Below are 26527 nucleotides of genomic sequence, written 5' to 3' on the forward strand. Positions count from 1 at the left end.
ACACCCCGAGTTCCGTTCCTCCCGTTCGAAGTGGCCCGCCATGCCCCGTTCCCTCCTCCCACGCTCGCCGGCCCGCAAGGCGCTGTTCGCCGCGGCCCTTCTGGCGGCCGTCCTTCCCCTGCCGGCGACAGCGGCCGAGCCCGGCACCCTGACCGTGCAGCCCCGCCCGGTGGAGGACCTGAAGGCCGTCTTCGCCACCGTGGAAAGCGTGCGCGAGACGCTGGCCCGCACCCGCATCGGCGGCACCATCGCCGACCTGACGGTGACGGAAGGCGACAAGGTGACCGTCGGGCAGGTCATCGCCACCGTGCGCGACCCCAAGCTGCCGCTCCAGCTCGCCGCGCTCGACGCACGCATCCAGGCGCTGACGGCGCAGCAGCATCAGGCGGAGCTGGAACTGGGCCGCGCCCGCCAGCTCCGCGCCAGCGGCACCGGCACGCAGCAGCGGCTGGACGACGCGCAGGCCGCGCTGGACGTCGCCCGCGCCCAGATCGCCGCCATGGAGGCCGAACGCTCCGTCATCGCCCAGCAACTGCGGGAGGGGGAGGTGCTGGCCCCCGCCGCCGGGCGCGTCCTCCAGGTCAAGGTGATCGCCGGCGCCGTGGTCATGCCGGGCGAGCCGGTCGCCAGCATCGCCACCGACACTTACATTCTGCGCCTGCACCTGCCGGAGCGGCACGCCCGCTTCCTGAAGGAGGGCGACCCGGTGCTGGTCGGCCAGCACGGGCTGGCTCCGGTGCCTGTCGCCGATCCCGGCGCCACGGCGCTGGCGCGCGGCGCCGTCCGGCAGGTCTATCCCGAGATGGCCGGCGGACAAGTGGTCGCCGACGCCACGGTCAGCGGCCTTGGCAACTTCTTCGTCGGCGAGAGGGTGCGGGTCTATGTCGCCACCGGCACGCGCGACGCGGTGGTGATCCCGCCGGACTGGCTGCTGCGCCGCTTCGGCACCGATTTCGTCCGGCTGGCCGACGGGACGGAGGTCCCGGTCCAGGCGGGCGGTGAGATTCCCACGGTCGGCGACCGGCCCGGCGGGCTGGAGATCCTGTCCGGCCTGAAGCCCGGCGACGTCATCGTCCGCCCGGCGGGCTCGTGACGTGAGGGGGATGCCATGAGGCTCAGCCTTTCCGGGGTGCTGACGCGGACCTTCATCCGCTCCCCCCTGACCCCGCTGCTGCTGCTCGCCTCGCTGGCGGTCGGCGCCATCGCGCTCATGTCCCTCCCGCGCGAGGAGGAGCCGCAGATCAGCGTCCCCATGGTCGACATCCTCGTCCAGGCGGACGGGCTGAAGGCCGGCGACGCGGTGGAGCTGGTCACCCGGCCGCTGGAGGAGATCGTCAAGGGCATCGACGGGGTCGAGCACACCTACAGCCAGACCATGGACGACCGCGTGGTGGTCACCGCGCGCTTCCTCGTCGGCACCCCGTCCGACGATGCCATCCTGCGCGTGCACGAGAAGGTGCGGGCCAGCATGGACCGCATCCCGCTGGGCATCCCGGAACCACTGATCGTCGGGCGCGGCATCAACGACGTCGCCATCCTGACGCTGACCCTGTCGCCGAGGGCGGAGGCCGCCGGGCGATGGACCGTCAACGCCCTGCACGGGGTGGCCGACGACCTGCTGGGCCAGCTCACCCAGATCGAGGATGTCGGGCGCAGCATCATCGTCGGCGGCCAGCCCGACCAGATCCGGGTGGAGCCCGACCCGGAACGGCTGGCGCTCTACGGCGTCACGCTGAACCAACTCGTCGACAAGGTGAAGAACGCCAACCGCTCCTTCATCGCCGGGTCGGTGCGCAGCGCGGGCGGCAGCCTGCCGGTGGTCGCCGGCCAGACGCTCCAGGGCACGGCGGACATCGGGCTGCTTCTGGTCACCACCCGCGACGGGCGGCCCGTCTATGTGAAGGACGTGGCCGACGTGGTGGCGGGGGCGCGACCCGACGAGAACAGCGCCTGGCATCTGGTGCCGGACGGCAAGGGCGGGCTGGTACGCACCCCCGCCGTCACCATCGCCATCGCCAAGCGCGCCGGGGCCAACGCCGTCACCATCGCCGACCGCGTGCTGGAGCGCGTCCAGTCCATCCAGGCGGAGGGGCTGCCGAAGGATCTCACGCTGACCGTCACCCGCAACTATGGCGAGACGGCCGACGAGAAGGTCAACGAGCTGCTGTTCCACCTGGCGCTCGCCACCGTCACCATCGTCGGGCTGATCGTCCTGGCCATCGGCTGGCGCGAGGGTCTGGTGACGCTGGTCGTCATCCCGACGACGATCCTGCTGACCCTGTTCGCGTCCTGGCTGATGGGCTACACCATCAACCGGGTCAGCCTGTTCGCCCTGATCTTCTCCATCGGCATCCTGGTCGACGACGCCATCGTCGTGGTGGAGAACATCGACCGCCACTGGTCGATGCGCGACGGGCGGAGCAAGGTCCAGGCCGCCGTCGAGGCGGTGGCGGAGGTCGGCAACCCGACCATCGTCGCCACCCTGACGGTCATCGCCGCGCTGCTGCCGATGATGTTCGTGTCCGGCCTGATGGGGCCCTACATGAGCCCGATCCCGGCCAACGCCTCCGCGGCCATGGTCTTCAGCTTCTTCGTCGCCATGGTGCTGACGCCCTGGCTGATGGTGGCGCTGCGTCCGGGGGAGTCTCCGGCAAGCGGGCACGGGGCCGGACACGGCGAGCAGGACGGCGGGCGGCTCGGGCGGCTCTACCGCGCCGCCGCGCGCCCGTTGGTCCGCAGCAAGCGCCGGGCCTGGATCTTCCTGCTGGCGGTCGGGGTGGCGACGCTCGCCTCGACGGGGCTGTTCTACACCAAGGACGTGGCGGTGAAGCTGCTGCCCTTCGACAACAAGTCGGAGCTTCAGGTGGTGCTCGACCTGCCACGCGGCGCGGCGCCGGAGGACACGGAGCGCGCCCTGCTCGCCGCAGCACAAAGGATCGCCGATCTGCCGGAACTGGCCAGCGTCCAGGCCTACGCCGGGACCGCCTCTCCCTTCAATTTCAACGGTCTGGTCCGGCATTACTACCTGCGCGACCAGCCGGAGCAAGGCGACCTTCAGGTCAACCTCGCCCCCAAGAGCGAGCGGAGCCGCAGCAGCCACGCGGTCGCGCTCGACATCCGGGCGCGGCTGTCGGGCCTGCCCCTGCCCACCGGGACCGTGCTGAAGGTGGTCGAGGTGCCGCCCGGCCCGCCCGTGCTGTCCACCCTGCTGATGGAGGTCTACGGTCCCGACGCGGAGACCCGCCGCAAGGCGGCGCTGGCGGTGGAGGACGCCTTCCGCGGCGTGGACTTCATCGTCGACGTGGAGAACAGCATCCGCCCGACCGGCGACCGGCTGCGTTTCGCGCTGGACCGCGAAAGCCTGGAGTTCCACGGCGTCGAAGAACAGGCCGTCTACGACACGCTGCGCGCGCTGACCGGCGGCGTTCCCGTCGGCTACTCGCACCGCGGGGCGGGGCGCACGCCCATCGAGATCGCCGTGCAGATGCCGCGTTCCGGCCTGTTCCTGTCCGAGCGCCTCCTCGCCACCCCGGTTCCGGGGGCGCGCGGCACGGTGGAACTGGGCGATCTGGTGACGATGATGCGGGAACCGGCCTCCCACACGCTGTTCCGCCACAACGGGCGCTTCGCGGAGATGGTCATGGCCGATCTGGCCGGTCGGTTCGAAGCGCCGGTCTACGGCATGCTGGCGGTGCAGGAACGGCTGAAGACCGTCGATTGGGCCGCCGCCGGGCTGGCCGCCGCGCCGGAGATCCGGATGCACGGCCAGCCGGACGACCAGAGCCGGCCCATTCTGCTGTGGGATGGCGAGTGGGAGATCACCTACGTCACCTTCCGCGACATGGGGGCGGCCTTCGGCGTGGCCATCCTGGGCATCTATCTGCTGGTCGTCGCCCAGTTCGGCAGCTTCAAGCTGCCGCTGGTCATCCTGGTGCCGGTGCCGCTGACGCTGATCGGCATCGTGCTGGGCCACTGGCTGTTCGGCGCGGCCTTCACCGCCACCTCGATGATCGGCTTCATCGCGCTGGCCGGGATCATCGTGCGCAACTCCATCCTGCTGGTGGACTTCATCCGCCATCTGAGGGAGCGCGGGATGCCGCTGCGCGAGGCGGTGCTGGAGGCCGGGGCCATCCGCTTCAAGCCGATCCTGCTGACCGCCGTCGCCGCGATGATCGGCGCCGCCTTCATCCTGACCGACCCGATCTTCCAGGGACTGGCGATCTCGCTGCTGTTCGGGCTGTTCAGCTCGACCCTCCTGACGGTGCTGGTGATCCCGGCGATCTACATCGTCCTGCGCGGGGAAGCCACTGACCATCGTGAACCTTCCAACGTCCAGGGATTGCCATGCTCAAGACCCTACTCTCCTTCCTCGGCCTCAACCGGAGCGCAAACGCCATGAGCGACCAGATCAAGACCGTCGACGCGGCCACCGTCATGGGCTGGCTGAAGGACGGCTCGGCGGTGATCGTCGATGTCCGCGAGCCGCATGAGCACCGCGCCGGTCACATCCCCGGCGCCACGCTGGTGCCGCTGTCACGGTTCGACCCGGCCCGCGTGCCGGACGCGACGGGCAAGCATCTGGTCTTCCATTGCCAGAGCGGGCGGCGCTGCGGCCCGGCGTCGGCCAGGATGGCGGCCGGCGGCTACAACGGGGGTATTTACCGGCTGAACGGCGGATTCGCCGCCTGGACGGCCGCGTCCGGCCCGATCGAGCGCTGAGAGGAGTGTTTCAGGGGCTGGGGTCCGCGTCGGCCACGCAGCGCGCGCCGACGCAGAACTGCCGGTACAGTTCCAGCAGGATCGGGCGCACCCGGTCCGACCCGATGCGGTAGTGGATCGAGGTGCCGTCCCGCCGGGTGGCGACCAGCCCCTCGTCCCGCAGCTTGGCAAGGTGCTGGGACAGGTTCGATTGCGACAGGCCCAGCCGCCGTGCGAGGTCGCCCACCGGCATCTCCCCGTCCAGAAGGCTGCACAGAATCATCAGCCGGTGGCGGCTGGCGATGGAGCGCAGGAAGGCTTCCGCCTCGGCAGCCCGCTCTTCCAAATCGGCGGGGTCGAGCGGCGGCTCGATGGATGGCATGGGCCACGTCCACCCTTTAAATGAGATGTCTCTAATTTATAGACTGACCCCCGCCGATCAAGCGGTTTGTGACCGGTCTTCCTGAACCGCGATTGAACGCCCCGTTCAGGCGAGGGTCAGACGCGCCTTGTCATGATCACTCCTGTTCGGGCGGGCCTCCCGCCCCTTGCGATGGAGACAGGATCATGCGCCGTTCCACCACCCTCCCCGTCCTGGCCGCCCCCGTCCGGGCCACCCCCGCCCTGGCTGCGGCCTTCGCCGCCCTTCTGCTGTCCGGCTCCGCCGATGCCGGCGAGCGGCATCGCACCGTCCAGGCCTCCTCGCCGCAGCCGGTCGCCGAGGTGCTGCGGGCCGGGGGCGGCACCGTCTCCGGAACGGTCGCCGCGGTGGGCGCGCGTTGGATGACCATCCAGGATGACGGCACCCGGACGGATGTCACGGTGCGCGGCCTCCTGCCCGAAGGCATCGAGCAGGGCGCCCCCATCACCGTCACCGGACGCGCCCGCAAGGGCGGGCTGATGGCCAGCGAGATCATCCTCGCCGATGGCTCCCTGCACCGGCCGTCCCGCGACCAGGACGACGATTGACCACGGAAAGCGTCCCGCCCCGGGATTAAAAGGCCCTCCCGAAACGAAAACGGAGCAGGAAATCGGGAAAATCCAGTCCACGGGGTGGAGACGTGACGTTCAGCCTGCGCGATCAACTGTCGAATCAACTGCGCTCCCTGCGCCGCTACGCCCTGGCGCTGGCGCGCAACCGCGACGACGCGGAGGATCTCGTGCAGGAGACGCTGGTGCGCGCCATTTCCGGCTCCCGAACCTTCCGGCCGAACGGCGACCTGCGGTCCTGGCTGTTCGGCATCCTGCACAACGTCCACGTCAACGGGGTGCGGCGGGAGCAGGTGCGGGCGCGCGGCGCCTCGGCCATCGAGGCCATGGCGTACGGGCAGATGCCGCCCAACCAGCCCGACCATGTCGAGCTGATGCGGACCATCAAGGCCTTCGCCACCCTTCCCGACGAGCAGCGCCGCGTCCTCACCCTCGTTGCCGTGGAGGGAATGAGCTACCAGGAGGCCGCCCGCCAGCTTGACATCCCGCTCGGCACGCTGATGTCGCGCCTGGCCCGCGGGCGGGAGGCGCTGCGGGTGGAGATGGGCCACCGGGAGATCGGCCAACGCGACCGCACCCAGACCGCGCTGCGGGCGGTGAGGTGAGCCATGGGCGGTGATCCCATCAGCCTCAACCAGGACACCGATCTGCATCTCTACATGGACGGCGAGATGGAGCCGGCCCGCCGCGCCGCCTTCGAGGCGCAGCTCGCCGCCAACCCGGCCCTGGCCGCCAAGCTGAACGAATACCGGCACCAGCAGGATATGCTGAAGCTCGGCCTCGACATGATGGCCGCCGTTTCGGTGCAGGAGACCGAAACGCTGGCCGGGCGCCTGCGCTGGCGTCTGGACATGGACCGCTTCACCCGGCGGGTCGCCCCGCTGGCCGCCGCGATGCTGTTGGTCATGGGGGGATGGAGCCTGACCCTGTGGGTGCAGTCGGGCGGGGCCGCCGGACCGCAGCTGGCCGGCGAGGTCGATGACGTCCCCGCCTTCGCGGACGAGGCGGCGGAGGCCCATTCCAAGGCCGTCGCGCTGAACACGCTGCAGCCGCCCCCACGCCAGATCGACGCCACGCCGGTCCCGGTTCAGACCGCCCAGGTCCCGCTGCCGGAGGGCCGCGGCATGACGGTGGCGCTTCCCGCCATCGGTCCGGAACTGACCCTGATCCGGGCCAGCATCGTGCCATGGAACCATGGCACCGCTCTCCAGTTTCTCTACAGGGAACCGGACGGCGAGTTGCTGACCCTGTTCGTCGCCTCCGGTGGTCCGGCGCAGGACGGCACCCTGCACACCGTCGTGCAGGACAGCCTGCGGCTCGTCTATTGGCGGGCCGGGCTGGTCGCCTACACCGTCACCGGCAACAAGGCCGACGGCGATCTGCTGACCGTCGCCAGGAAGATGGCGGACAGCATCCGCCGATCCTGACACTGCACCGCCCGGACCCCGCGCCTCATCCGCGGCGGGCGGTGCCCCACCAAGCCTGTGGAGCCCAACCATGAGCCTGCACACCGATCCGGACGAGCGGAACGGCCATCCGCTGGACATGGTCGAAACCTTCGTCGCCCGCGAGCATTGGGAACCGATCCTGCGCCAAGCCGCCTTCAACGGCATGGTGCTGGGCGCGGTCACCCTGTTCCTCGGGCTAGAAGCGCTGCCCGGCCTCGCGATCATCCACTTCATCACCTTCGCGTCGGGCATGGCCCAGGGCTTCCTGGCGCTGCGCCTGGAGGAGAGCGGGCAGGACGAGGCGGCCGTCGCCGTGGGGCGCCGCTCCATGGCCGCTTTCACGCTGGCCTCGGTCACGCTGCTCCTGATGCCCTTCGCGGCCTGATCCGCGCAGAAGTCACGCGCGGAACCGGCCGTTCCGTGTCATGGTCCCCGTTCCGCCGGGGACCTCCCCCCGGTTGGGGATTTCCAAGACGGGGACTGGAACAGCCGATGCGGGGCAGGCAGACACGCTCCGGGAGCCGGATGCAGATCCGTGCGCCCTATCTCGACCCGGTGCGTGTGGGGGAGGCCTCGGGGAATCTGCGCTGCCGCTGCTGCGGGCGGCCGGACGGGGTGGTCGTGCGCTGCCTGCCCGACGGGCGCTGGTACGACGGGGCGGACGAGACGTGGCGCGACGGGCGCGGGCGCCGCGTGCCCTGGCCGGAGGCCACCGAATACGCCGCCACCACCGACATCCTGGTCAGCGTCGAGGCGTTGCGCATCACCCGCTCCGCGGTCGAACGGGTCCGCCTGCTGTGCAACCGCTGCCGCCGGTTGGAGGGCGCTGTTCATGGCCGCGCCCGCGCCCGGATCAGCATCCTGCTGCGCCGGGCCATCGGCGACCTGTTCCTGGGCCGCTACGACGATCCCGCCGTCCTGACGGCGCTGGTCGACCTATACCGCAAGGACGGCTGAGCGGCGATCGCACCTCAGCCGGCCGTGTCCTCGGCCATTCCGCCGTCGAGCCGTGCCGCCAACTCCCGCCGCGCCAGCAGTTCCGGCGCCACCGACGCCGCGGGAACCGTGGCGGGCAGACGGCCATAGGCGCCGATGCCGAAGGCCCCGGCGTCGCCGACGATCCACTCCTCGGCGGGCGGGGGCGGAGGAGGCGTTTCGATCTTCCGGAACAGCGCCGCGGCCGAGGCCAGCGCGGAGGAAGCGGTGAGCGGGATCGTGGAATTCGCGCGTTCGGTCCGGCCCTGCATGGCCAGGACTTCATCATGTGCATCGGACATGGGCCTCTCCCTCACCGCGTGACGAAGGGTAACGCTGGAACTGTGGCATGGAAGTCACGCTCCGTCCAATTGCACGAACGGATGAACCGCCGCTTGGACAACAGTCCGCCCCACCGCCGGTTCATAAGCAATTAGGGGGAATACGATCCGGGGAAGCCGCGTGACCGTCCCGGCTGTTCAGACTGTGGCAGCGCAACGGGGAGTGACGGCGGACGCATGGGACGGTTCTTGCGCTGGACGGCGGGCCTGCTGCTTCTGGCCGCCATGGGCGGGGCGGCGATGGTGGGAACGGGCGCGGTGACGGTTCCGCCCCGCTACGACCCCTGGGCGCCGCTGGATATCGCGGAGGCCCCGAACCTGCTGACCCGCCTCAAGCTGTCCCGGCTGGACGGGGCGCCCCGGCAGTGCCACGCCGTCTTGGGCGACACGGGCCTGCGCTTCCGTCCGGTGACCGACCGGCAGACCGGTCCGGGGTGCGGACTGACCGACGCGGTGCGGGTCGGCCGCTCGGCGGTAGCCTTCAACAGCGGCTTCACGGTCACCTGCCCGCTCGCCGCCGCCTGGATGCTGTTCGAGACGCACACGCTCCAGCCCGCGGCACAGCGGCATTTCGGGCAGCGCGTGACGCAGGTTCGGCATCTGGGAAGCTACGCCTGCCGCAACGTCTACGGCCGGGCGGAGGGGCGCCGCAGCGAGCACGCCACCGCCAACGCCCTCGACATCGCCGGCTTCACGCTGGCCGACGGGACCACCATCGCCCTGCCCGGCGACTGGACGCCGGTCGAGGGACGGAAGGGCGCCTTCCTGCGCGAGGTGCGCGACGGCGCCTGCGAGGTTTTCCGCGCGGTGCTGGGCCCCGACTACAACGAGGCCCACCGCGACCACTTCCACCTCGACATGGGGCCGTACCGCGTCTGCCGGTGAGGTGGCCGCCCGCAGGGTCAGGCGCTGTAATAGGCCAGCACGCCGTCGGCGCGCGTCTCAATGCGCAGTTCGCCGCGCCCGACCATGTGGTTGAGGTGGGCCAGCGCCTCCCCGAAGGCGAAGCTCAGCTGGTGCGAATCCAGCGCCCGGCGGAACAGCACCGGCACCAGCTCCTTGCAACTCAGCGGCCTGGCGCGGCAGGCCTCGGCGATCTGCGCGCAGCGGTCGGCGTGGTGGGCCTCCAGCGCGCGGGTGCGGTGGTCCAGCCCGTAGAAGGGCAGCCTGTGACCGGACAGGACCAGCGCGTCCGCCGCCACCTCCTCGCGGATCGCCGCCAGGGACGACAGGTAGAGCCCGAGCGGGTCGGCCTTGGGCTGCATCGCCGAGACGCTGACGTTGGGGGAGATGCGCGCGATGACCTGATCGGCGGCGAGGAACAGCCGGTCGGCGGCGCAATAGAGCATCGCCTGCTCCGGCGAGTGGCCGCCGCCGGTCAGGATGCGCCAGTCGCGCCCGCCCAGCCGCAGGGTCTGGCCGGGGATCATCCGCTCGAAGCTGGGGGCCAGCCCGGTCGTGCGGTTCAGGTAGCTGAGGCCGCGGCCAAGCATCTGCTGGATCTCGTCGGGCGACAGGCCGCCGGTCTGGTAGAAGGCGTCCTGCGCCTCCAACGCCTGGGGGTCGCGCCCCTGCTGCAGCAGCTTGGCGTAGAAATACTCGCTCTGGGTCATGTGCAGCGGCGGGGCGAAACGCTCGTGCAGCCAGCCGGCCAGACCGACATGGTCGGGGTGGAAATGGCTGACCACCAGCCGGACGATCGGCTTGCCGCCCAGCGGGCCGCGCAGCAGCCGGTCCCAGCAGTCGCGGCTGACGTCGTCGCCCAGCCCGGTGTCGAACAGCGCCCAGCCGTCCCCCTCCTCGAAGAGGTAGAGGTTGACGTGGTCCAGCGCGTAGGGCAGCGGCAGGCGCAGCCACAGCACACCCGGCGCCACCTCCCGGACCGTTCCATTGTCCGGCGGTTCGGAAAACGGATGGCGGATGAGTTCGGCGTCGTCTTTCACCCTGATGATCCTCCTTGCGCTGCGGTGCCCCCAACCTCTTGGCTACCCGTTGGTTCGCATCCGGTCAACTATCCGTAAATAGAACATTCCGGTCATTGACGCACCCCGCGTTTCGTCCCATGTGCGCTCCCCCACGGGAGCATCAAGGGATCCGCAACGAATGCGCCGCGCACCGGTTAACCAAAGGGCATTGCCAAAGGAGAATACCCGGATGACCACCGCAACGTTCAGGATCATCCGCCACGCCGACGGGCCGGTTTTCTTTGACGACCGGACGATCACACTCGCGGAGGCGCAGATCATCGTCAACGACGCCATCGCGCGTGGCGATCTGGAGGTCGGGTCCTTCCTGCGCATCGACGACGAGGAGCTGGTGATCGAACGGGAGGTTGCGGGGTAGGCGGCCTCTCGCCCGCCCCGCCCCGTTCGAAGCCGTCAGCTCCCCGGTCAGCTCATGGCGACGAGGCTGGCGTTGCCGCCCGCCGCCGCGGTGTTGACGCTGACCGACCGCTCGTTCAGCAGCAGGTCGAGGTCGTAGCCCTCGCCCCGCCCCGCCGCCAGAGCCTCGGCGGTCGCCGCCTGCACCAGCAGGATCGGGCCGGGCAGCTCGGCGACGCGCCGGTTGACGGCGGTCACGCGCTCGCGGTCGCCCTCCACCAGAACCGCGGCGAGCGGCCCGACGTCGCGCCAATCCGCCGTGGTCCGCACCCGCGCGGCCAACGCCGGGGGCAGGCCGCGCAGCAGTTCGGCCAGTTCCGGCGGGGCGTCCACCGCGGCGCTGTTGCCCGTCGCCAGGACCACGCCGAGCTGGAGCAGCAGGCCCGTCCGCGTCTGCGGCAGCAGCAGGACGCGGCCCCGCCCGTGCAGTTCATAGAGGTTGCGCTCGCCCACCGGGCCGTTCAGCTCCGCGCCGCCGCCGATGGCGCTGCGCGCCGCATAGCCGGCGCAGCGCGACGCTTCCGCGGTGAAGCCCTTGGCGCGCAGCCACTCGCCGTAGGCCAGCCCCGACGCGCGCGCCGCGTCCGGCCCGCGGAACTCCAGCCAGCCCTTGGGGCGGCGGCTGAGCAGGCGGGAGAGGTAGAGCGGACCGCCCGCCTTGGGGCCGGTGCCCGACAGGCCGTGGCCGCCGAAGGGCTGCACGCCGACCACCGCGCCGATGGTGTTGCGGTTGACGTAGACGTTGCCCGCGCCGATCCGTTCGGTCACCCGCTCGACCGTGGCGTCGATGCGGGTGTGCAGGCCGAAGGTCAGGCCGTAGCCGGTGGCGTTGATGGAGTCGACCAGAGCGTCGAGAGCGTCGCGGTGGAAGCGGACGACGTGCAGGACCGGGCCGAAGACCTCCCGCTCAAGTTCATGGATACCGCCGATCTCGATCACGGTCGGGGCGACGAAGGTGCCTTCCGCCGTTTCGGCGGGCAGCGGCAGGAACTCCACATTGCGGCCCTTGGCGCGCATCGCCTCGATGTGGCCGGCGATGGTGGCGCGGGCCTCCTCGCTGATGACCGGGCCGACGTCGACGGCCAGCCGGTCCGGGTTGCCGATGCGCAGCTCCCGCATGGCGCCCTTCAGCATGGCGAGCGTGCGGTCGGCCACGTCCTCCTGCAGGCAGAGGATGCGCAGGGCGGAGCAGCGCTGGCCGGCGCTGTCGAAGGCGGACGCGATCACGTCGCCGACCACCTGCTCGGCCAGGGCGGAGCTGTCCACGATCATGGCGTTCTGGCCGCCGGTCTCGGCGATCAGCGGGATCGGCGCGCCGTCGGGCAGCAAGCGCCCGGCGAGCTGGCGCTGGATCAGCCGCGCCACCTCGGTGGAGCCGGTGAACATCACGCCGCGCACCGCCTCGTTCCCGACCAGGGCAGCGCCGACCTCGCCCGCACCGGGGAGAAGCTGGAGCGCCCCGGCGGGGATGCCCGCGGCGTGCAGGATGCGCACGGCTTCGGCGGCGATCAGCGGGGTTTCCTCGGCCGGCTTCGCCAGAACCGGGTTGCCGGCGGCCAGCGCCGCGGCGATCTGGCCGGAGAAGATGGCCAGCGGGAAGTTCCACGGGCTGATGCAGACCACCGGCCCCAGCGGGCGGTGGGTGGCGTTGTCGAAACGGTCGCGCGCCTGCGCCCCGTAGTAGCGCAGGAAGTCGATGGCCTCCCGCACCTCGGCGATGGCGTTGGGCAGCGACTTGCCGGCCTCGCGGACGATCAGGCCGAGCAGGGTCGGCATCCGCTCCTGCATGGCGGCGGCGGCGCGGAACAGGCTGGCGGCGCGCTCCTCCGGCGGAGTGGCGGCCCAGGCGGGCGCCGCCGCGACGGCGTGGCCGAAGGCCTCCGCCACCAGGGCCTCGCTGGCCTCGGTCACCGTGCCGACCACGTCGCGGCGGTCGGCGGGATTGCGCACCGGCTGCGCCGCCCCCGCCCGCTCACCGTCCGCCAGCAGCGGTGCGGCGGTCCAGGTCATTTCGGCGCTGGCCGACAGGGCGGCGGACAGGCGGGCCAGCTCCGTCTCGTCGGACAGGTCGATGCCGGCGGAGTTGGCCCGCTCCGGCGCGTAGAGGTTCCGCGGCAGGGCGATCAGCGCGTGCGGCGCGCCCAGCGGGGCGATGGCCCTGGCGACCGCCACCGGGTCGGCGACCAGTTCGTCGACCGGGACCGCCGGGTCGGCGATGCGGTTGACGAAGGAGCTGTTGGCCCCATTCTCCAGCAGGCGGCGGACCAGATAGGCCAGCAGCGTCTCATGCGTGCCGACCGGTGCGTAGATTCGGCAGGGCCGCTTCAGCGGGCCGACGACCTCCTTGTAGAGCGGCTCGCCCATGCCGTGCAGGCACTGGAACTCGTACTTGCCGACCTGGAAGTCGCTGCCGGCCATCTCGTAGATGGTGGCGAGGGTCTGGGCGTTGTGGGTAGCGAATTGCGGGAACACCGCCTCCGGAGCGGCCAGCAGCTTGCGGGCGCAGGCGACGTAGGAGACGTCGGTGTAGACCTTGCGCGTGTAGACCGGGAAGTCGGGCAGCCCGTCGAGCTGGGCGCGCTTGATCTCGCTGTCCCAATAGGCGCCCTTGACTAGACGGATCATCAGCCGGTGGCCGCTGCGCCGCGCCAGATCGACCAGGAAATCGATGACGTAGGGGCAGCGCTTGCCGTAGGCCTGGACGACGAAGCCGATGCCGTTCCAGCCCGCCAGATCCGGGTCGAAGCACAGCGATTCCATCAGGTCGAGCGACAGCTCCAGCCGGTCGGCCTCCTCGGCGTCGATGTTCAGGCCGATGTCGTAGCCCTTGGCGAGCAGCGCCAGCGCCTTCACGCGCGGCAGCAGCTCGTCCATCACCCGGTCGGCCTGGGCGCGGGAATAGCGCGGGTGGATCGCCGACAGCTTGATGGAGATGCCCGGCCCCTCATAGACGCCGCGCCCCGCCGACGCCTTGCCGATGGCGTGGATGGCGTTCTCGTAGTCGGCGTAGTAGCGCGCGGCGTCCTCCGCCGTCAAAGCCGCCTCGCCCAGCATGTCGTAGGAGTAGCGGAAACCCTCGGCCTCCATCGGGCGGGCGTTGGTCAGCGCCTCCTGGATGGTCTGGCCGGTGACGAACTGCTCGCCCATCATGCGCATGGCGAAATCGACGCCGCGGCGGATCAGCGGCTCGCCGCCGCGCGCGATCAGCCGCGTGAGGGCCGAGGACAGCGCCTGCTCGCCGCCCGCCGAGGTCAGCTTGCCGGTGATCAGCAGGCCCCAGGTGGCGGCGTTGACGAACATCGAGCCGCCCTTGCCGAGATGGGCCTGCCAGTCGCCGCCGGCGATCTTGTCGCGGATCAGCGCGTCGCGCGTCGCGTGGTCGGGGATGCGCAGCAGCGCCTCCGCCAGACACATCAGCGCCATGCCCTCCTGGCTGGACAGGCTGTATTCGTGGATCAGCCCCTCGACGCCGCGGCCCCGCGGCTTGGCGCGGAGCGCGGTGATCAGCTTGCGGGCGGTGGCCGCCGCCGCGGTGATGACGCCGGGGGGAAGGGCCGCCTGCTCGAACAGGAAGGGCAGGCACTCCGGCTCGGGCCGACGGTAGGCGGCGGTAATCGCGGCGCGCAGGTCGGTCGCCGGGCGGATGGGCGGGGCGAAGTCCGCGAAGGGTACCGCGCGGCCAGAGGAGGCGGACGGGGGGGTGGTCCGGGTGGCGGTCGGGTTGGTCATGCTGTTCATCGGTGTCGTCCGCTCGAATCCGCAGGCCGGGGGCGAGCCGGTCCCTGATGGTGAAAAGGGGTGTTCGTCTCAGGCCTTCGGGCCGGTTCCGCCCAGTTCGGCGGCGCCCAGTTCTGCAGCGCGGGCGGCCGCCGCGCGCAGGGTCGCGTTCAACAGAGTCTGGAGGTGGTCATCCGCCATCAGCTTGGAAAGGCCGGCCGCCGTGGTCCCGCCGGGGGAGGTCACCCCGGCCCGCAGTTCCGCCGCCGGCTGGCCGGTGGCGCCCATCAGCGCCCCCGCCCCCTCGACCGTGGCGCGGGCCAGCCGTTCCGACACGTCGGCGGGCAGCCCCACCTCCACACCGGCGCGGGTCAGGCACTCCACGAGGTAGAAGACATAGGCGGGGCCGGAACCGGACAGCGCCGTGGCGGCGTCGACCAGCGCCTCGTCGGCCAGCCACTCCAGGCTGCCGACCGCCGTCAGCAGGGCGGCGGCGCGTTCCCTTCGGTCGGCGGGACAGCCCGGTTCGGCCACCGCGACGGTGGCGCCGCGCCCGACCGCCGCCGGGAGGTTCGGCATCGCCCGAACCACGCTGCCCGCGGACGGGAACAGGCGGCGCAGGTCGGCCAGCGTCTTGCCCGCCATGATCGACAGCACCAGCGTCTGCGACGCCAGCATCGCCTGAACGCCTTCCGCGGCGCTCTCGACCATCTGCGGCTTGACCGCGACCACGAGGGTATCGACCGCGGCGCTATCCGCCGGATTCAGGCGGACACCGGTCCGCGCGGCCAGTTCGACCAAGTCCGGCGCGGGGCTGGGGTCGGCGACCGCAATGTTGGAGGCCGGCACGCCCTGCGCCAGCCAGCCGCGCAGCATGGCGCCGCCCATGCGTCCGGCACCCAGCAGAAGGATCGTGCCGCCGCCCGGCGCCGATCCGGCGCCATCCACGGCGTTGGGGCCAATATCGAAGGTCACGGTGTCTCTCACCCGGTCCAATTCGTCTTCTCAAGGCCGCCGTGTTCGCTTTGTTTTGCTTGTTCCACTGCGGCATCCGCAGACTATCGTGGAGTTCGCCGTGCCTCCATGGTTGTTTTCGCCTTCGTACCGCGATATCAACGGAACAGGGTGGCATGGAGCGTGAAAATGACGGAACTTGATCGGACCGACCGGCGCATCCTGGCGATTTTGCAGATGGACGGGCGCATTTCCGCCGTTGATCTGGCGGAGCGGGTCGGCCTGTCGCCCACGACCGCCGGCGAGCGGATGCGGCGGTTGCTGAAGGACGGCTATGTGACGGGGTTCACGGCGCGGCTCGATCCGCACCGGCTGGGTTTCGGGCTGATGGTGTTCGTCGAGGTTCTGCTCGACAAGACGACGCCCGACGTGTTCGACCGCTTCGCCCAGGCCATCCGCCACGCGCCGGAGGTTCTGGAGTGCCACATGGTGGCCGGCGGGTTCGATTATCTGGTGAAGACGCGGGTGGCCGACATGGCGGCCTACCGGCGGTTTCTCGGGGATGTGCTGCTGTCGCTGCCCGGCGTCCGGGAAACCCGCACCTACGCGGTGATGGAGGAGGTCAAGAACGACGGCCCCCTCCCCCTCTGATTCAGATGTGACGTCCGGTCACGACGCCCGGACGGGGGTCATCGGACGGCGAGGCGGAATAACGGCCCGCACCGTGGCGTGCAGCGTGGCCAAGCCCAGCACCGACAGCGCCGTCAGGAAGCCGGTCAGCAGAAGCGCCAGCACCAGAAAGACCATCGTCTCCATGTCATACCTCCTTGCAAAGCATGCAGGGAGGCTAAGCCCGGATCGGTCCCGGCGGATTGACCCGAGTCAATGGATGATCCGAAACCGGCACCATCCCCTTTTTTGCCCGCCTCACCGCTATCCCTGGCTGCGCAGCGCTGCTTTCGGTACCGCCGTCGCGGCGGGCGGCGACGGTGTTTTCTCCGCCGGTTGCAACGCCAAATCAGCGCGCCACCGGGGCGTATCGGCATCACTGTGGCGGTAATGCAACGTATTTGAGATTTATTATCCTAAAATCGTCCCATTTAAGGCCACAACGAAGCCGATAGTCTTAAGGGGTAAGCCGAATGGCTAGAGCGCTAACCGAAAGGATGGGGACGCACCGACCGCGTGCCTGCCCCGCCGGCCACCAACCGCGGTGGCATCCCCACAAGGAAGAGAGTGCAGACCATGGACGATCTGGGTATCGACCTCCACCACCAGGACCTGACCGACCACACCAACTACGCCGGCGCATTCGGCGCCGATACGTCGCACCTGACGATCAGCGAGACCGCCGTGTCCACCGCCGATCCGTTCGCGACGCCGGCCAGCCTCCTCCAGGCGCAGGCCCTCCAGGCCGCGCAGCCGCTGGCCCTTGCCGATGCCGCCGCGACCGCCGACAACGCCACGAAGATCGTCATCAACGCCGCCGGCAACCTGGCGGGCGGCGTCGCCCCGCACTTCAAGGTGATGGTGGACGGCAAGGTCATCGGCGAAGGTTCCGCCGGCACCGACGCCAAGGACTTCACCTTCAACGCCAACGTGACGGCGGATCAGGCCCACAAGATCCAGATCCAGTACGACAACGATGGCTTCGTGAACGGCCAGGACCGCAACCTGATCGTCAACAAGATCACCATCAACGGCCACGCGCTCGACGCGGCCGACCCGGCGGTGACCTACGACAAGGGCGCGCTGGATGGCAAGGACGTGGTCAAGGGGCAGTCCGGCATGTGGTGGGACGGCACGCTGGTCGTCGCCGCGCCCAAGGACTTCTTCCCCGCCGCGACCGCCGAAGCGGTGACGGGCGCCACGAAGATCGTCGTCAACGCCGCCGGCAACCTGGCGGGCGGCGTCGCCCCGCACTTCAAGGTGATGGTGGACGGCAAGGTCATCGGCGAGGGTTCCGCCGGCACCGCCGCCAAGGACTTCACCTTCAACGCGAACATCGCCGCCGGTCAGGCCCACAAGGTCCAGATCCAGTACGACAACGATGGCTTCGTGAACGGCCAGGATCGCAACCTGATCGTCAACAAGATCACCATCAACGGCCACGCGGTCAATCCGACCGACGCCTCCGTCACCTACGACAAGGGCGCGTTCGACGGCAAGGACGTGGTCAAGGGCCAGTCCGGCATGTGGTGGGACGGCACGCTGGTCGTCGCCGCGCCCAAGGAGTTCTTCCCCGCCGCGACCACGACGCCGACCACGCCCACCACCCCCACGACTCCGACCACTCCGACCACGCCGACCACCCCCACCACGCCGACGGCCCCGCCCGCCCCGTCGAACCCGGGCGGCGGCACGTCGGATTATCCGGCGACCCCGGCCTCGCAGGTCTTCTACATCGACGCCACGCACGGCAACGACAGCAACTCCGGCAACAACCCGAACCAGGCCTGGAAGTCGCTGGCCAAGGTGAACTCGACCAACTTCGCCGCCGGCTCGCTGGTCCTGTTCGAGCGTGGCGAGACCTGGACCGACAGCCTGCTGGTCTCGACCTCCGGCACCTCCGACAAGCCGATCATCTACGGCGCCTACGGCACCGGCGCCGACCCGATCATCAAGGCCAAGAGCGGCGCCAGCTACGCCGTCAGCCTGAACAACAAGGACAACATCACGTTCGACAACCTGACGATGACGGGTTCGAACGACACCGGCCTGCTGCTCAACGGCGGCGCCATGAACGTGAAGGTCACCAACTCCCAGATCATCGACAACCGCGGTTCGGGCGTGGTGATCAGCGGCACCTCCAACAACCTGCGTATCGATCATTCGACGATCGACGGCAACGGCGGCTACGGCCTCGTCCACTACTCCGCCGACAACGCCAACCAGTACTTCACCAACAACATCATCAGCGACAACGGCTGGCGGACCGATGCGGTGTATTCGGGCTGGAACGGCCGCATCCTGAGCGGCGAGATCGCCGGCAACACGATCTTCAACAACGGCAGCGGCGGCGGCGACGGCCGGTCGCACGGGCTGTACCACGACCACAGCCAGGCCAACAGCACGCTGAAGATCCACGACAACGTGATCTACTCGAACCCGCGCGGCGCCGGCATCCTCGCCAAGTCGAGCACCGAGATCTACAACAACACGATCTACGGCAACTCGAACGTCGGCATCTCCCTCGGCCAGAACCAGACCACCAACGTCACCTACAAGATCTACGGCAACGAGATCTTCAACAACAACGGCGGCATCCTGGAGCACCTGAAGGGCGCCGGGTCGATCACGCTGAGCCTGTACGACAACACCTTCTACAACAACAACGGCCGCGCGGCGATCAACATCGCCGACAGCATCAAGCAGACGGTGACCAACAACACCATCTCCTCGGCCTCCAAGGCCAACCCGATCATCTGACGATCGGGGGTTCCGACCCTTTGGCAACGTCCGCGCCCGGCCAGTCTCTGGCCGGGCGTTGGCGTGTCCGGACGGCATGTCCAGGCGGCGTGTTTGGGCAACTTTTCCGGTTTTCGTTCGCGACACAAAACGGCAATAATCGGAAGGACAGCCCGGCCGGCGGCGTCGACTTCGCCTCTATTTCTTGTGCGGTGCACAATAAGGCCAAACTCATCGGAGTGGAGAAGTCCGGACGACATCCCCATTCACCGCCTTTTCATGACGATCAGCCGTTATTTCTCCGCAATGCGCGCGGCATCCCCCACTTTCTCCAAAATCGACCAAAGTGGCAGTCGGCTTTCTCTTTGGGGCGCTGCGAAGGGGATATTTAGCTTGCACTTTATGTAGGTTTACCCGCCATCCGCCCTTTGATAGCGTCCACAGACCTAATCCGTGCCTATGCGTGCATCGGCACCGGCCGATACGACGGCCAGGGGTGTCCTAATCCGGGATGCGGACCGGACGGAAATCCTCACCGAACCGACCAGGAAAGGGACGAGACAGGGCAAGAAACGGCACTGCAAACGACGACAAGGACGGGACGGCAGGCGCCGCACAGGCGCCGGACCGACGGCCACCGGGGAAGGAACGCCGAAACCGCTTGCGCGCGCGTGCCGCGGACGCGGGGCTCAGGGCGGCACGCAAACGCCTCCATTCCCAGGGCCGCGGTGTCCGTGGTCACGGCCATCGCACGCCGTCCGCGTCGCCACGACAAGAGGGGTGGAGACCAGGTATGAATCACGTGAGCGGACCGAGGGACGGTCGGGACACTCAATCGATCAGCGTGCTTATGGCCACCTACGCCGGCGAGAAGGCGGACAACCTTCAGGCAGCGCTGGAGAGCGTCTATACGCAGACGCTTCTCCCGCGCGAGTGCGTGCTGGTGGTCGATGGACGGATCGGAGAGGAGCAGGAGAAGGTCATCGCCCGCTATCAGGCATCCAACGCCTGCCGGCTTGTGGTGGTGCGACGGCGCAACCAGGGGGGCTTGGCCCGCGCGCTGAACGATGGGCTGCAGTACTGCACGGGCTATCTGGTGGCCCGCATGGACAGCGACGACATCTGCCTGCCCCACCGCTTCGAGACGCAGGCGCGCGCCTTCGCCGAGCAGGGAGGGCTGGACGCGTCGTTCTCCTGGCACGCGGAGTTCGAACAGGACCCCGGCGCCATCACCTGCGTGAAGCGCAGCCCGGAGACACACGAAGAGATCAGCCAAGGCATGAAGTGGCACTGCGTCCTGTCGCACCCCACCATGATGGTGCGGCGGCGGGCGCTGACCGCCATCGGCGGCTACCGCTCCTGCTTCGGGAATCTGGAGGACTACGACCTGTATGTCCGCCTGCTTCAGGCCGGGGCGCGCATGGAGACGGTGCAGGAGGCGCTTCTCCTCTTCCGCACCAGCATGGCCCAGCGCGTCCGCCGCGGCGGGTTGCGCTACGCCGTCAACGAATGGGCCTTCCGGGTCTGGTGCTGGCGGTCGGGCTTCCTGACCAATTCGGAGTTCCTGGCGACGGCCTCGCTTCAGATCGGCTTCCGGCTGACGCCGCCGGGCCTGAAGAGGATGCTGTACCGCCTGGTCCGCACGCCGACCGAAGCGCAGGCCATGGCCCGGATCCACACCGCCATGATCCAGCCCAAGCGCCTCGCCCCCGATGGCGCGGACGCCCTCTGACCTTCTGCCCCCCGACCTACTGCCCTTTGACCCTTCCGCGGGAGGATTTGAATGAGCGTTGCCGACGTGATTTCCGGTGGCGGGTTGGGTCGGCGGCTCCGGTGGACGGACGCGCTGCGCAACCCGCTGGGGACCGCCTGCCATCACGCCTACGGCAGCCCGGTGCTGGCCGTCGTCTACCACGCCGTCTGCGACACGGTGCCGGATCATCTCAAGCACATCTACCGACCCCGCACGCCCAAGGAGTTCACGGAGGATCTCGACTTCCTCCTGAAGCACTTCGAGCCGACGGACCTGCCCACCGTCACCGGGTCGGCCATGGGCGGGCCGGAGATCCGCCGCCCGTCGCTGCTGGTCACCTTCGACGACGGCATGCGCGAGGTCGCCGAGGTCGCGATGCCCATCCTGCGCCGCAAGGGCATCCGGCCGGCGCTGTATCTGAACCTGAACTTCCTCGACAACAGGACGCTCTTCTACCGGCACACGGCGAGCCTTCTGGCGGAACGGTTGAGCCGACTGGCGGAAGCCGATCCCCGTCGCGCCGTCTGCGCCGCCACCCTGGCGCGGGCGGGCGTCGCCACCGCCGATCCCTCCACCGGTGTCATGAAGGTGAGCTGGCAGCAGCGCGCCGTGCTGGACGAGATCGCCACCGTGCTGGAGTTCGACACCGCCGGCTTCCTGGTGACCCAGAAGCCCTATCTGACCCGCGACGAGATCGCGGATCTGATGGCGGAGGGCGTGTCGATCGGCGCCCATGGTTTCGACCATCCCAACCACCGCCTGCTGACGCCGGAACAGCGGAAGCGGGAAGTGACGGGCAGCGTCGCCGGCATCCGGGAGCTGTTCGGCCCCGGCTGCGGCTCCTTCGCCTTCCCCTATTCGGACGAGGGTCTGCACGACTCGCTGTTCGAGGAGCTGTACGGCAATGGGGTCGACGTCACCTTCGGCACGTCCTGGCCGCGCCGGGGTGGTCCGCAGCGGCGGATTCAGCGGATCTGCTTCGAGAACGGTCCGGCCCCGGCAAAGCAGCAACTGGTCAAGCGCCTTCTGCGCGGCGGCGCCGGCAACATGAAGCGCGCGCTTGCCGGATGAACGGTCCGGCCGGATAAGCGGTCCGGCCTATGAAACGCTCCCTCACCCGTTGCGGGGGAGGGAGTTCTTCCCGTTGGCATAGGCGTTACGGGCGATGACCACGCCGCAATTCCAAAGAGAAAGCCTATTCCTCCCTTTGGAATGCCCCCTTATCGTACACTGATCGCTTAAGCGTGATCCCTTTTCATTTCCCTTTATTTGTCCGCGACGTAACACAAAATACCGCAATAGGGACAGGTTGCGGTTTCAGTCGCCGGTTCCCCCGCTTATCAGGCCCCCCGCGAGGAGATCGCTATGATCGAGCAAGCCACGCCGGCCAGCCCGAACCTGCTGGGTGGGGTTGCGGACGTCCTTCCGGCGGACGCCGCTGCGAAAACGACGGACCGCGTCGCCATCCCGGTGCTCGATCTCCAGCGGGCCGGCTGGGCCTTGCTGTGCACCGGCTGCGCGCTGGCGGCCTGGGGTCTCGCCTACGCGCTGATCCGCGTCGCCGTGTAAGACCGCGCGAGCCGTAACCATGGATTACTTGCCCCCTCCTCCCGCCATCGAGCGTCCCGCCCAGCCGCCGCTGCTCGTCAGCGAGCGCCGGAACGCCGAGAACGCGCCGGTCTTCTACGTCGATGCCACGGACGGTGACGACCGCCGGTCGGGCCGCGGCCCGAAGGAAGCGTGGAAATCGCTGGAGAAGGTGAACGGCATGGCCTTCCCGCCGGGAAGCCGCGTGCTGTTCGAGCGCGGGGAGAGCTGGCGCGGCAGCCTTCTGGCATCCTCCTCCGGCACGACCGACCGGCCGATCACCTATGGCGCCTATGGCAAGGGCGACGCGCCGGTGATCGACGCGCGGGGCGCCTCCGTCGCGGTCAGCCTCAACGGCAAGGCGCACGTCGCCTTCGACGGGCTGACCATCACCGGCGCGGCCGACACCGGCCTGCTGCTCGGCCCGCGGGCGCGCAACGTGTCGGTGACGAACGTGACGGTCGCGGGCAATGGCGGCTCCGGCATCGTCGTCCAGGGCACCTCCGAGGGACTGCGGATCGACGGGTCGGCCATCACCGGCAATGGCGCCTACGGGATCGTGCATTACGCCGCGGACAACACCGATCAGGTCATCACGCGCAACACCATCGCCGACAACGGCTGGCGCAAGGATGGCGGCGTCTATTCCGGCTGGAACGGCCGCATCCTGACCGGCGAGATCGCCCGCAACCGGGTCTTCAACAACGGCGTCAACGGCGGCGAGGGGCGCTCCCACGGCCTCTACCACGACCAGGGACAGGCCGGGAGCGCGTTGAAAATCCACAACAACCTGATCCACGACAACCCGCGCGGCGCCGGCATCCTGGCCAAGTCCAGCACCGAGATCTACCGAAACGTCATCTTCCGCAACGCCGACGCGGGCCTCTCGCTCGGCCAGAACCGCGGGATCGACGTGACGTACCGGGTCTACGACAACGAATTCTACGACAACAACGGCGGCGTCCTGCAGCACCAGAAGGGCAACGGCTCGATCACGCTGGAACTGCGCGACAACCTCTTCCACCGCAACGGCAAGCGGGCCGCCATCATCATCGCCGACAGCATCGGCAAGTCCATCACCGGCAACCGGGTCAGCAACGATGCCAAATCGGAGGCCAAATCCGAACCCCGGGCCGGCACCACCGCCAACCAACCATCGGCCAGCCAACCATCAGGAGGAACCGTGCAGGAAGCGTCCGGAATGCGGCCGGAATCCGTGCGCTGACCTCGGCCCCAGGGGCCGCGGGCGAGCCGCGGGCCGGGCAAGGGGACGGCGCGTTCGAACAAGGGGGGGCATGTGAGCACCAGCAGCAGCACCGTCGGTCAGTCGATCACCGACCGGCTGAAGAAAACCGTTTTCCGTTTCGACGCTTCCGACACGGGGGAGCTGCGCGGCTTCCAGCGCAAGATGTTCGGGGAACGGGTCTGGCAGGTGGACGAGGCCTACAACCGCTGGCTCTTCGACGAGGTGCCCGACCGGGACGCGGACGGGCCGCAGGTCTGGGTGTGCAAGCGGCAGGGTCAGATCGTCGGCCAGCAATGCGGGATTCCGTTCCGCCTGAAGGCGCGGGACCGGGAAATCCCGGCCTCCTGGGCCAACAGCCTGATGGTCCTGCCGGAATGGCGGATGCGCGGCGCCTTCACGCCCCTGGCGGAAGCGCAGCTCGACAGCCGTCCGCTGGCCATGGCCATCCACATCTCGGATTCCGCCTACAAGGCCTACAGCAAGGCCGGCTGGATCGACATCGGCGCCCTGCCCGCCTACGTCTTCCCGCTGGACACGCGGCGCTGCCTGGAGGCGTCTTCGCTCCAAGGCCGCATGCGGACCATCGGGACGATCGCCGGGCCGGCCCTGCACGGCGCGCGGATCGGCGGCCACCTGCTGAGCCGGGCGACCGGCGCACGGTTCGAGGAGATCGGGCGGTTCGACGGGCGGGCCGACGCCATCTGGCGGCGCGCCTCCCCGCATTACCCGCTGATCGCGTTGCGCGACCTGACGCATCTGCGCTGGCGCTACGACGCGATTCCCTGCGCCTCGGACTACCGGCGCTTCATCCTGACGCGCGGGGGCGAGCCGCTGGGCTACGTGGTCCTGCGCCGCGAGACCTGGCGCAAGGAGCCCTGCCTCGCCATCGTCGATTACCTGTGCGAACCGAAGTGGCTGTGGGTCCTGCTGAGCCACACGCTGCGCATCGCCGCAGCGGAGCGCGCGACCGCCCTGATCTGCCGGACGCTGAACACGCGGGCGGAGCGGACCTTCCTCGCCATGGGCATGATGAAGGTGCCCGACCGCGTGGGCTTCCCGGTGCGGGTGATGGCGCACGCCGGGCCGGACGCCGGCATCGACCGGGACGAGTTCGCCGACCGCGGCAACTGGCTGCTGACCATGGGCGACGGCGACGCCAGCTTCCTGATGCACAACACCCTGCCCGAGACCGTCGGGCTGCAACCGGAGGGAGTCGCCGTCCAGGGATGACCGGGGTGCGAAGGAGCCGTCCGGCCGCCGACGCGCCGGTCCGGCTCCTTTCGTCTATTCTGCCCGTGGTTACTCAAAAGGGGTTAATAAAGCACCTTTCGGGATGGTCATCCCGAAAGTCTCACAAGAAAGATAACCCGGTCAACTGACGGTGGTTCGGCCTTTTACGACGTTTACGGCTGCCACTTTTTCTATCACGATTGCTGGGTGCTTAGACAAAGCAGCCTAATGTATTCGGTGAGAGGAAACGCCGATCGATCAGTCTTATGAACAGCAAAAGCCAAGGCCCGATGTCAGAACCGGACCTTGGCTTCGGTTTTGTGTCGGTAGAATTGATCTGAGAAATACAGCGCGAACAACAGTGAAACCTCTACGAACAAGAGAGTCGGAAAAGGAGACGTCTTATGTCGAGCAATGAGTTTGCCGACCTGTTGGTGAGCGGGGGTTCGGTCGGCACGTCCGGCATTCCGGAAGCCCTGGCGACGCTGGAGTCGAAGATCGCGGCGGGCACCGCCAGCGTCGGCGTCATCGGCCTGGGTTACGTCGGCCTGCCTCTGGCGCGGCTGTTCGCGCGGGCCGGCTTCTCGGTGACGGGCTTCGACATCGATCCGGAAAAGGTCGCCAGCCTCAACGGCGGCACCTCCTACATCGGCACCGTGTCGACCGACGAGGTCCGCGGGATGCTGGAGGAGGGCCGCTTCACGGCCACGGCGAACTTCCAGTCGCTGGCCGACATGGACGCCATCGTCATCTGCGTGCCGACGCCGCTGACTCGCAACCGCGAGCCGGACATGAGCTGCATCGAGGTCACCACCCGGCAGATCGCCCAGGTGCTGCGCCCCGGCCAGCTGATCGTCCTCGAATCGACCACCTACCCCGGCACGACGCGCGAAGTCGTGCGCCCGATCCTGGAGAAGACCGGCCTCGTCAGCGGCACGGACTTCCTGCTGGCCTTCTCGCCCGAACGCGAGGACCCGGGCAACGAAACCTTCACCACCGCCCGCATCCCGAAGATCGTCGGCGGCGAGGACCCCAACGCCCTGCGCATCGCCTGCTCGATGTACGGCCGCGCGCTGGAGCGTGTGATCCCGGTCTCGTCGCTGGAAGCGGCCGAGGCGGTGAAGCTGACCGAGAACATCTTCCGCTGCGTCAACATCGCGCTCGTCAACGAGCTGAAGGTCGTCTACGACGCGATGGGCATCGACGTCTGGGAAGTGATCGAGGGCGCCAAGACCAAGCCCTTCGGCTACATGCCCTTCTACCCCGGCCCCGGCCTGGGCGGTCACTGCATCCCGATCGACCCCTTCTACCTGACCTGGAAGGCCCGCGAGTTCGACGTCGCCACCCGCTTCATCGAGCTGGCCGGCGAGATCAACACCCGCATGCCGCATTACGTGGTGGAGCGGCTGTCGCAGGCCATGGACTCCAAGCTCGGCCGCGCGCTGCGCGGGTCGCGCATCCTCGTTCTGGGCGTCGCCTACAAGAAGAACATCGAGGACATGCGCGAAAGCCCGGCGCTGAAGATCATCGATCTTCTGCAGGACCGCGGCTGCGAGGTCTTCTACTACGACCCGCATGTGCCGGAGCTTCCGGAGACGCGCCGTCTGGCCCGCATGGCCGGCACGCCGTCGGTCGCGCTGGAGGAGATCCGGGACGGCGCCTTCGACGCCGCGATCCTGTGCACCGACCACGACTCCTTCGATCTGAAGGCCTTCCTGGACGGGCTGCCGCTGATCGTCGACACCCGCAATGCCTTCGGCAAGGCGGGCATCGTTGACGAGAAGATCGTGAAGGGCTGA

The 26527-nt window shown here is 69.0% G+C and carries 24 protein-coding genes; 18 read left to right on the forward strand and 6 right to left on the reverse strand.

All coding sequences use genetic code 11. The annotated features are described in order from the left end of the window. The first annotated feature begins 40 nt into the window (after nt 1-40). The 3 genes from DS837_RS06155 to DS837_RS06165 are packed head-to-tail and all read left to right on the forward strand — an operon-like array spanning nt 41 to nt 4719. Nucleotides 41-1093 carry an efflux RND transporter periplasmic adaptor subunit gene (locus tag DS837_RS06155; protein WP_149163911.1) on the forward strand — a complete coding sequence of 351 codons (1053 nt, stop codon included), beginning with the start codon at nt 41-43 and terminating at the stop codon, nt 1091-1093. Between the two features lie 15 nt (nt 1094-1108). Beyond that, nucleotides 1109-4399, forward strand: coding sequence for an efflux RND transporter permease subunit (locus tag DS837_RS06160; protein WP_149163912.1), 3291 nt, complete (start codon nt 1109-1111; stop codon nt 4397-4399). Further along, complete coding sequence (locus tag DS837_RS06165) at nt 4396-4719, forward strand: rhodanese-like domain-containing protein (protein ID WP_247889795.1); 324 nt, start codon at nt 4396-4398, stop codon at nt 4717-4719. Before DS837_RS06160 ends, DS837_RS06165 begins: the two co-directional genes overlap by 4 nt. Nucleotides 4720-4729: 10 nt before the next feature. On the opposite strand, the gene DS837_RS06170 is transcribed toward DS837_RS06165, so the two are convergent. Beyond that, on the reverse strand, nt 4730-5080 hold the full coding sequence (locus tag DS837_RS06170; RefSeq protein ID WP_149163914.1) for an ArsR/SmtB family transcription factor: 351 nt from the start codon (nt 5078-5080) through the stop codon (nt 4730-4732). A 185-nt stretch (nt 5081-5265) separates the two neighbouring features. Here DS837_RS06170 and DS837_RS06175 point away from each other — a divergent pair, with 185 nt between their 5' ends. The 5 genes from DS837_RS06175 to DS837_RS06195 all read left to right on the forward strand — a co-directional run bounded on the left by DS837_RS06175 (nt 5266) and on the right by DS837_RS06195 (nt 8093). Beyond that, the gene (locus DS837_RS06175; protein ID WP_149163915.1) at nt 5266-5667 is read left to right on the forward strand and encodes a hypothetical protein; all 402 of its coding nucleotides are present in this window, start codon (nt 5266-5268) and stop codon (nt 5665-5667) included. A 92-nt stretch (nt 5668-5759) separates the two neighbouring features. Further along, entirely contained in the window at nt 5760-6293 is a 534-nt protein-coding gene (locus DS837_RS06180; RefSeq protein ID WP_149163916.1) for a sigma-70 family RNA polymerase sigma factor, read from the forward strand. Between the two features lie 3 nt (nt 6294-6296). Next, nucleotides 6297-7115: an anti-sigma factor family protein gene (locus DS837_RS06185; RefSeq protein WP_149163917.1), complete on the forward strand. Its 819-nt coding sequence runs from the start codon at nt 6297-6299 to the stop codon at nt 7113-7115. Between the two features lie 70 nt (nt 7116-7185). Next, on the forward strand, nt 7186-7521 hold the full coding sequence (locus DS837_RS06190) for a hypothetical protein (RefSeq protein ID WP_149163918.1): 336 nt from the start codon (nt 7186-7188) through the stop codon (nt 7519-7521). Nucleotides 7522-7661: 140 nt separating this feature from the next. Continuing rightward, the gene (locus DS837_RS06195; RefSeq protein ID WP_149163919.1) at nt 7662-8093 is read left to right on the forward strand and encodes a hypothetical protein; all 432 of its coding nucleotides are present in this window, start codon (nt 7662-7664) and stop codon (nt 8091-8093) included. A 14-nt stretch (nt 8094-8107) separates the two neighbouring features. Here DS837_RS06195 and DS837_RS06200 read toward each other — a convergent pair whose 3' ends face one another. Continuing rightward, nucleotides 8108-8413, reverse strand: coding sequence for a hypothetical protein (locus DS837_RS06200; RefSeq protein ID WP_014242022.1), 306 nt, complete (start codon nt 8411-8413; stop codon nt 8108-8110). Nucleotides 8414-8629: 216 nt separating this feature from the next. Between DS837_RS06200 and DS837_RS06205 the strand changes: the two genes are divergently transcribed. Next, nucleotides 8630-9337, forward strand: a complete 708-nt coding sequence (locus tag DS837_RS06205) for an extensin-like domain-containing protein (RefSeq protein WP_149163920.1) — start codon at nt 8630-8632, stop codon at nt 9335-9337. 17 nt (nt 9338-9354) lie between these two features. Here the strand turns inward: DS837_RS06205 and DS837_RS06210 are convergent, their stop codons facing one another. Next, on the reverse strand, nt 9355-10395 hold the full coding sequence (locus DS837_RS06210; RefSeq protein WP_149163921.1) for an MBL fold metallo-hydrolase: 1041 nt from the start codon (nt 10393-10395) through the stop codon (nt 9355-9357). A 211-nt stretch (nt 10396-10606) separates the two neighbouring features. On the opposite strand from DS837_RS06210, the gene DS837_RS06215 reads away from it, so the two are divergent. Beyond that, the gene (locus tag DS837_RS06215; RefSeq protein WP_149163922.1) at nt 10607-10795 is read left to right on the forward strand and encodes a hypothetical protein; all 189 of its coding nucleotides are present in this window, start codon (nt 10607-10609) and stop codon (nt 10793-10795) included. A gap of 47 nt (nt 10796-10842) precedes the next feature. Here DS837_RS06215 and putA read toward each other — a convergent pair whose 3' ends face one another. Both putA and proC read right to left on the reverse strand, forming a co-directional pair. Next, entirely contained in the window at nt 10843-14571 is a 3729-nt protein-coding gene (putA, locus tag DS837_RS06220) for a trifunctional transcriptional regulator/proline dehydrogenase/L-glutamate gamma-semialdehyde dehydrogenase (RefSeq protein ID WP_149163923.1), read from the reverse strand. A 69-nt stretch (nt 14572-14640) separates the two neighbouring features. Continuing rightward, nucleotides 14641-15525: a pyrroline-5-carboxylate reductase gene (gene proC, locus DS837_RS06225; RefSeq protein WP_247889796.1), complete on the reverse strand. Its 885-nt coding sequence runs from the start codon at nt 15523-15525 to the stop codon at nt 14641-14643. 168 nt (nt 15526-15693) lie between these two features. Between proC and DS837_RS06230 the strand changes: the two genes are divergently transcribed. Continuing rightward, nucleotides 15694-16155: an Lrp/AsnC ligand binding domain-containing protein gene (locus DS837_RS06230; protein ID WP_014242014.1), complete on the forward strand. Its 462-nt coding sequence runs from the start codon at nt 15694-15696 to the stop codon at nt 16153-16155. A gap of 18 nt (nt 16156-16173) precedes the next feature. On the opposite strand, the gene DS837_RS31965 is transcribed toward DS837_RS06230, so the two are convergent. Then, the gene (locus DS837_RS31965) at nt 16174-16320 is read right to left on the reverse strand and encodes a hypothetical protein (RefSeq protein ID WP_170295754.1); all 147 of its coding nucleotides are present in this window, start codon (nt 16318-16320) and stop codon (nt 16174-16176) included. Between the two features lie 429 nt (nt 16321-16749). Between DS837_RS31965 and DS837_RS06235 the strand changes: the two genes are divergently transcribed. From DS837_RS06235 to DS837_RS06265, 7 genes are all read left to right on the forward strand, one after another. Continuing rightward, nucleotides 16750-18933, forward strand: coding sequence for a carbohydrate-binding domain-containing protein (locus tag DS837_RS06235; RefSeq protein ID WP_149163924.1), 2184 nt, complete (start codon nt 16750-16752; stop codon nt 18931-18933). Nucleotides 18934-19762: 829 nt separating this feature from the next. After that, nucleotides 19763-20644, forward strand: coding sequence for a glycosyltransferase (locus DS837_RS06240; protein ID WP_145624764.1), 882 nt, complete (start codon nt 19763-19765; stop codon nt 20642-20644). Nucleotides 20645-20695: 51 nt separating this feature from the next. After that, nucleotides 20696-21736, forward strand: coding sequence for a polysaccharide deacetylase family protein (locus DS837_RS06245; RefSeq protein ID WP_149163925.1), 1041 nt, complete (start codon nt 20696-20698; stop codon nt 21734-21736). Between the two features lie 294 nt (nt 21737-22030). Next, nucleotides 22031-22234, forward strand: coding sequence for a hypothetical protein (locus DS837_RS06250; protein ID WP_149163926.1), 204 nt, complete (start codon nt 22031-22033; stop codon nt 22232-22234). Nucleotides 22235-22253: 19 nt separating this feature from the next. After that, nucleotides 22254-23477, forward strand: coding sequence for a right-handed parallel beta-helix repeat-containing protein (locus DS837_RS06255; RefSeq protein ID WP_149163927.1), 1224 nt, complete (start codon nt 22254-22256; stop codon nt 23475-23477). 72 nt (nt 23478-23549) lie between these two features. Beyond that, entirely contained in the window at nt 23550-24728 is a 1179-nt protein-coding gene (locus tag DS837_RS06260) for a GNAT family N-acetyltransferase (protein WP_149163928.1), read from the forward strand. A gap of 404 nt (nt 24729-25132) precedes the next feature. Continuing rightward, complete coding sequence (locus DS837_RS06265; protein WP_149163929.1) at nt 25133-26527, forward strand: nucleotide sugar dehydrogenase; 1395 nt, start codon at nt 25133-25135, stop codon at nt 26525-26527.

Origin of the sequence: Azospirillum brasilense, assembly GCF_008365405.1 — a bacterium.
GTDB classification, from domain to species: domain Bacteria; phylum Pseudomonadota; class Alphaproteobacteria; order Azospirillales; family Azospirillaceae; genus Azospirillum; species Azospirillum brasilense_D.

Excerpts from the sequence above, each read along its gene's own strand:
- DS837_RS06155 (WP_149163911.1), top strand. The coding sequence starts at position 41 with ATGCCCCGTTCCCTCCTCCCACGCTCGCCGGCCCGCAAGGCGCTGTTC.
- DS837_RS06160 (WP_149163912.1), top strand. The coding sequence starts at position 1,109 with ATGAGGCTCAGCCTTTCCGGGGTGCTGACGCGGACCTTCATCCGCTCC.
- DS837_RS06165 (WP_247889795.1), top strand. The coding sequence starts at position 4,396 with ATGAGCGACCAGATCAAGACCGTCGACGCGGCCACCGTCATGGGCTGG.
- DS837_RS06170 (WP_149163914.1), bottom strand. The coding sequence starts at position 5,080 with ATGCCATCCATCGAGCCGCCGCTCGACCCCGCCGATTTGGAAGAGCGG.
- DS837_RS06175 (WP_149163915.1), top strand. The coding sequence starts at position 5,266 with ATGCGCCGTTCCACCACCCTCCCCGTCCTGGCCGCCCCCGTCCGGGCC.
- DS837_RS06185 (WP_149163917.1), top strand. The coding sequence starts at position 6,297 with ATGGGCGGTGATCCCATCAGCCTCAACCAGGACACCGATCTGCATCTC.
- DS837_RS06190 (WP_149163918.1), top strand. The coding sequence starts at position 7,186 with ATGAGCCTGCACACCGATCCGGACGAGCGGAACGGCCATCCGCTGGAC.
- DS837_RS06195 (WP_149163919.1), top strand. The coding sequence starts at position 7,662 with ATGCAGATCCGTGCGCCCTATCTCGACCCGGTGCGTGTGGGGGAGGCC.
- DS837_RS06200 (WP_014242022.1), bottom strand. The coding sequence starts at position 8,413 with ATGTCCGATGCACATGATGAAGTCCTGGCCATGCAGGGCCGGACCGAA.
- DS837_RS06205 (WP_149163920.1), top strand. The coding sequence starts at position 8,630 with ATGGGACGGTTCTTGCGCTGGACGGCGGGCCTGCTGCTTCTGGCCGCC.
- DS837_RS06215 (WP_149163922.1), top strand. The coding sequence starts at position 10,607 with ATGACCACCGCAACGTTCAGGATCATCCGCCACGCCGACGGGCCGGTT.
- putA (WP_149163923.1), bottom strand. The coding sequence starts at position 14,571 with ATGAACAGCATGACCAACCCGACCGCCACCCGGACCACCCCCCCGTCC.
- DS837_RS06230 (WP_014242014.1), top strand. The coding sequence starts at position 15,694 with ATGACGGAACTTGATCGGACCGACCGGCGCATCCTGGCGATTTTGCAG.
- DS837_RS31965 (WP_170295754.1), bottom strand. The coding sequence starts at position 16,320 with ATGGAGACGATGGTCTTTCTGGTGCTGGCGCTTCTGCTGACCGGCTTC.
- DS837_RS06235 (WP_149163924.1), top strand. The coding sequence starts at position 16,750 with ATGGACGATCTGGGTATCGACCTCCACCACCAGGACCTGACCGACCAC.
- DS837_RS06240 (WP_145624764.1), top strand. The coding sequence starts at position 19,763 with ATGGCCACCTACGCCGGCGAGAAGGCGGACAACCTTCAGGCAGCGCTG.
- DS837_RS06245 (WP_149163925.1), top strand. The coding sequence starts at position 20,696 with ATGAGCGTTGCCGACGTGATTTCCGGTGGCGGGTTGGGTCGGCGGCTC.
- DS837_RS06250 (WP_149163926.1), top strand. The coding sequence starts at position 22,031 with ATGATCGAGCAAGCCACGCCGGCCAGCCCGAACCTGCTGGGTGGGGTT.
- DS837_RS06255 (WP_149163927.1), top strand. The coding sequence starts at position 22,254 with ATGGATTACTTGCCCCCTCCTCCCGCCATCGAGCGTCCCGCCCAGCCG.
- DS837_RS06265 (WP_149163929.1), top strand. The coding sequence starts at position 25,133 with ATGTCGAGCAATGAGTTTGCCGACCTGTTGGTGAGCGGGGGTTCGGTC.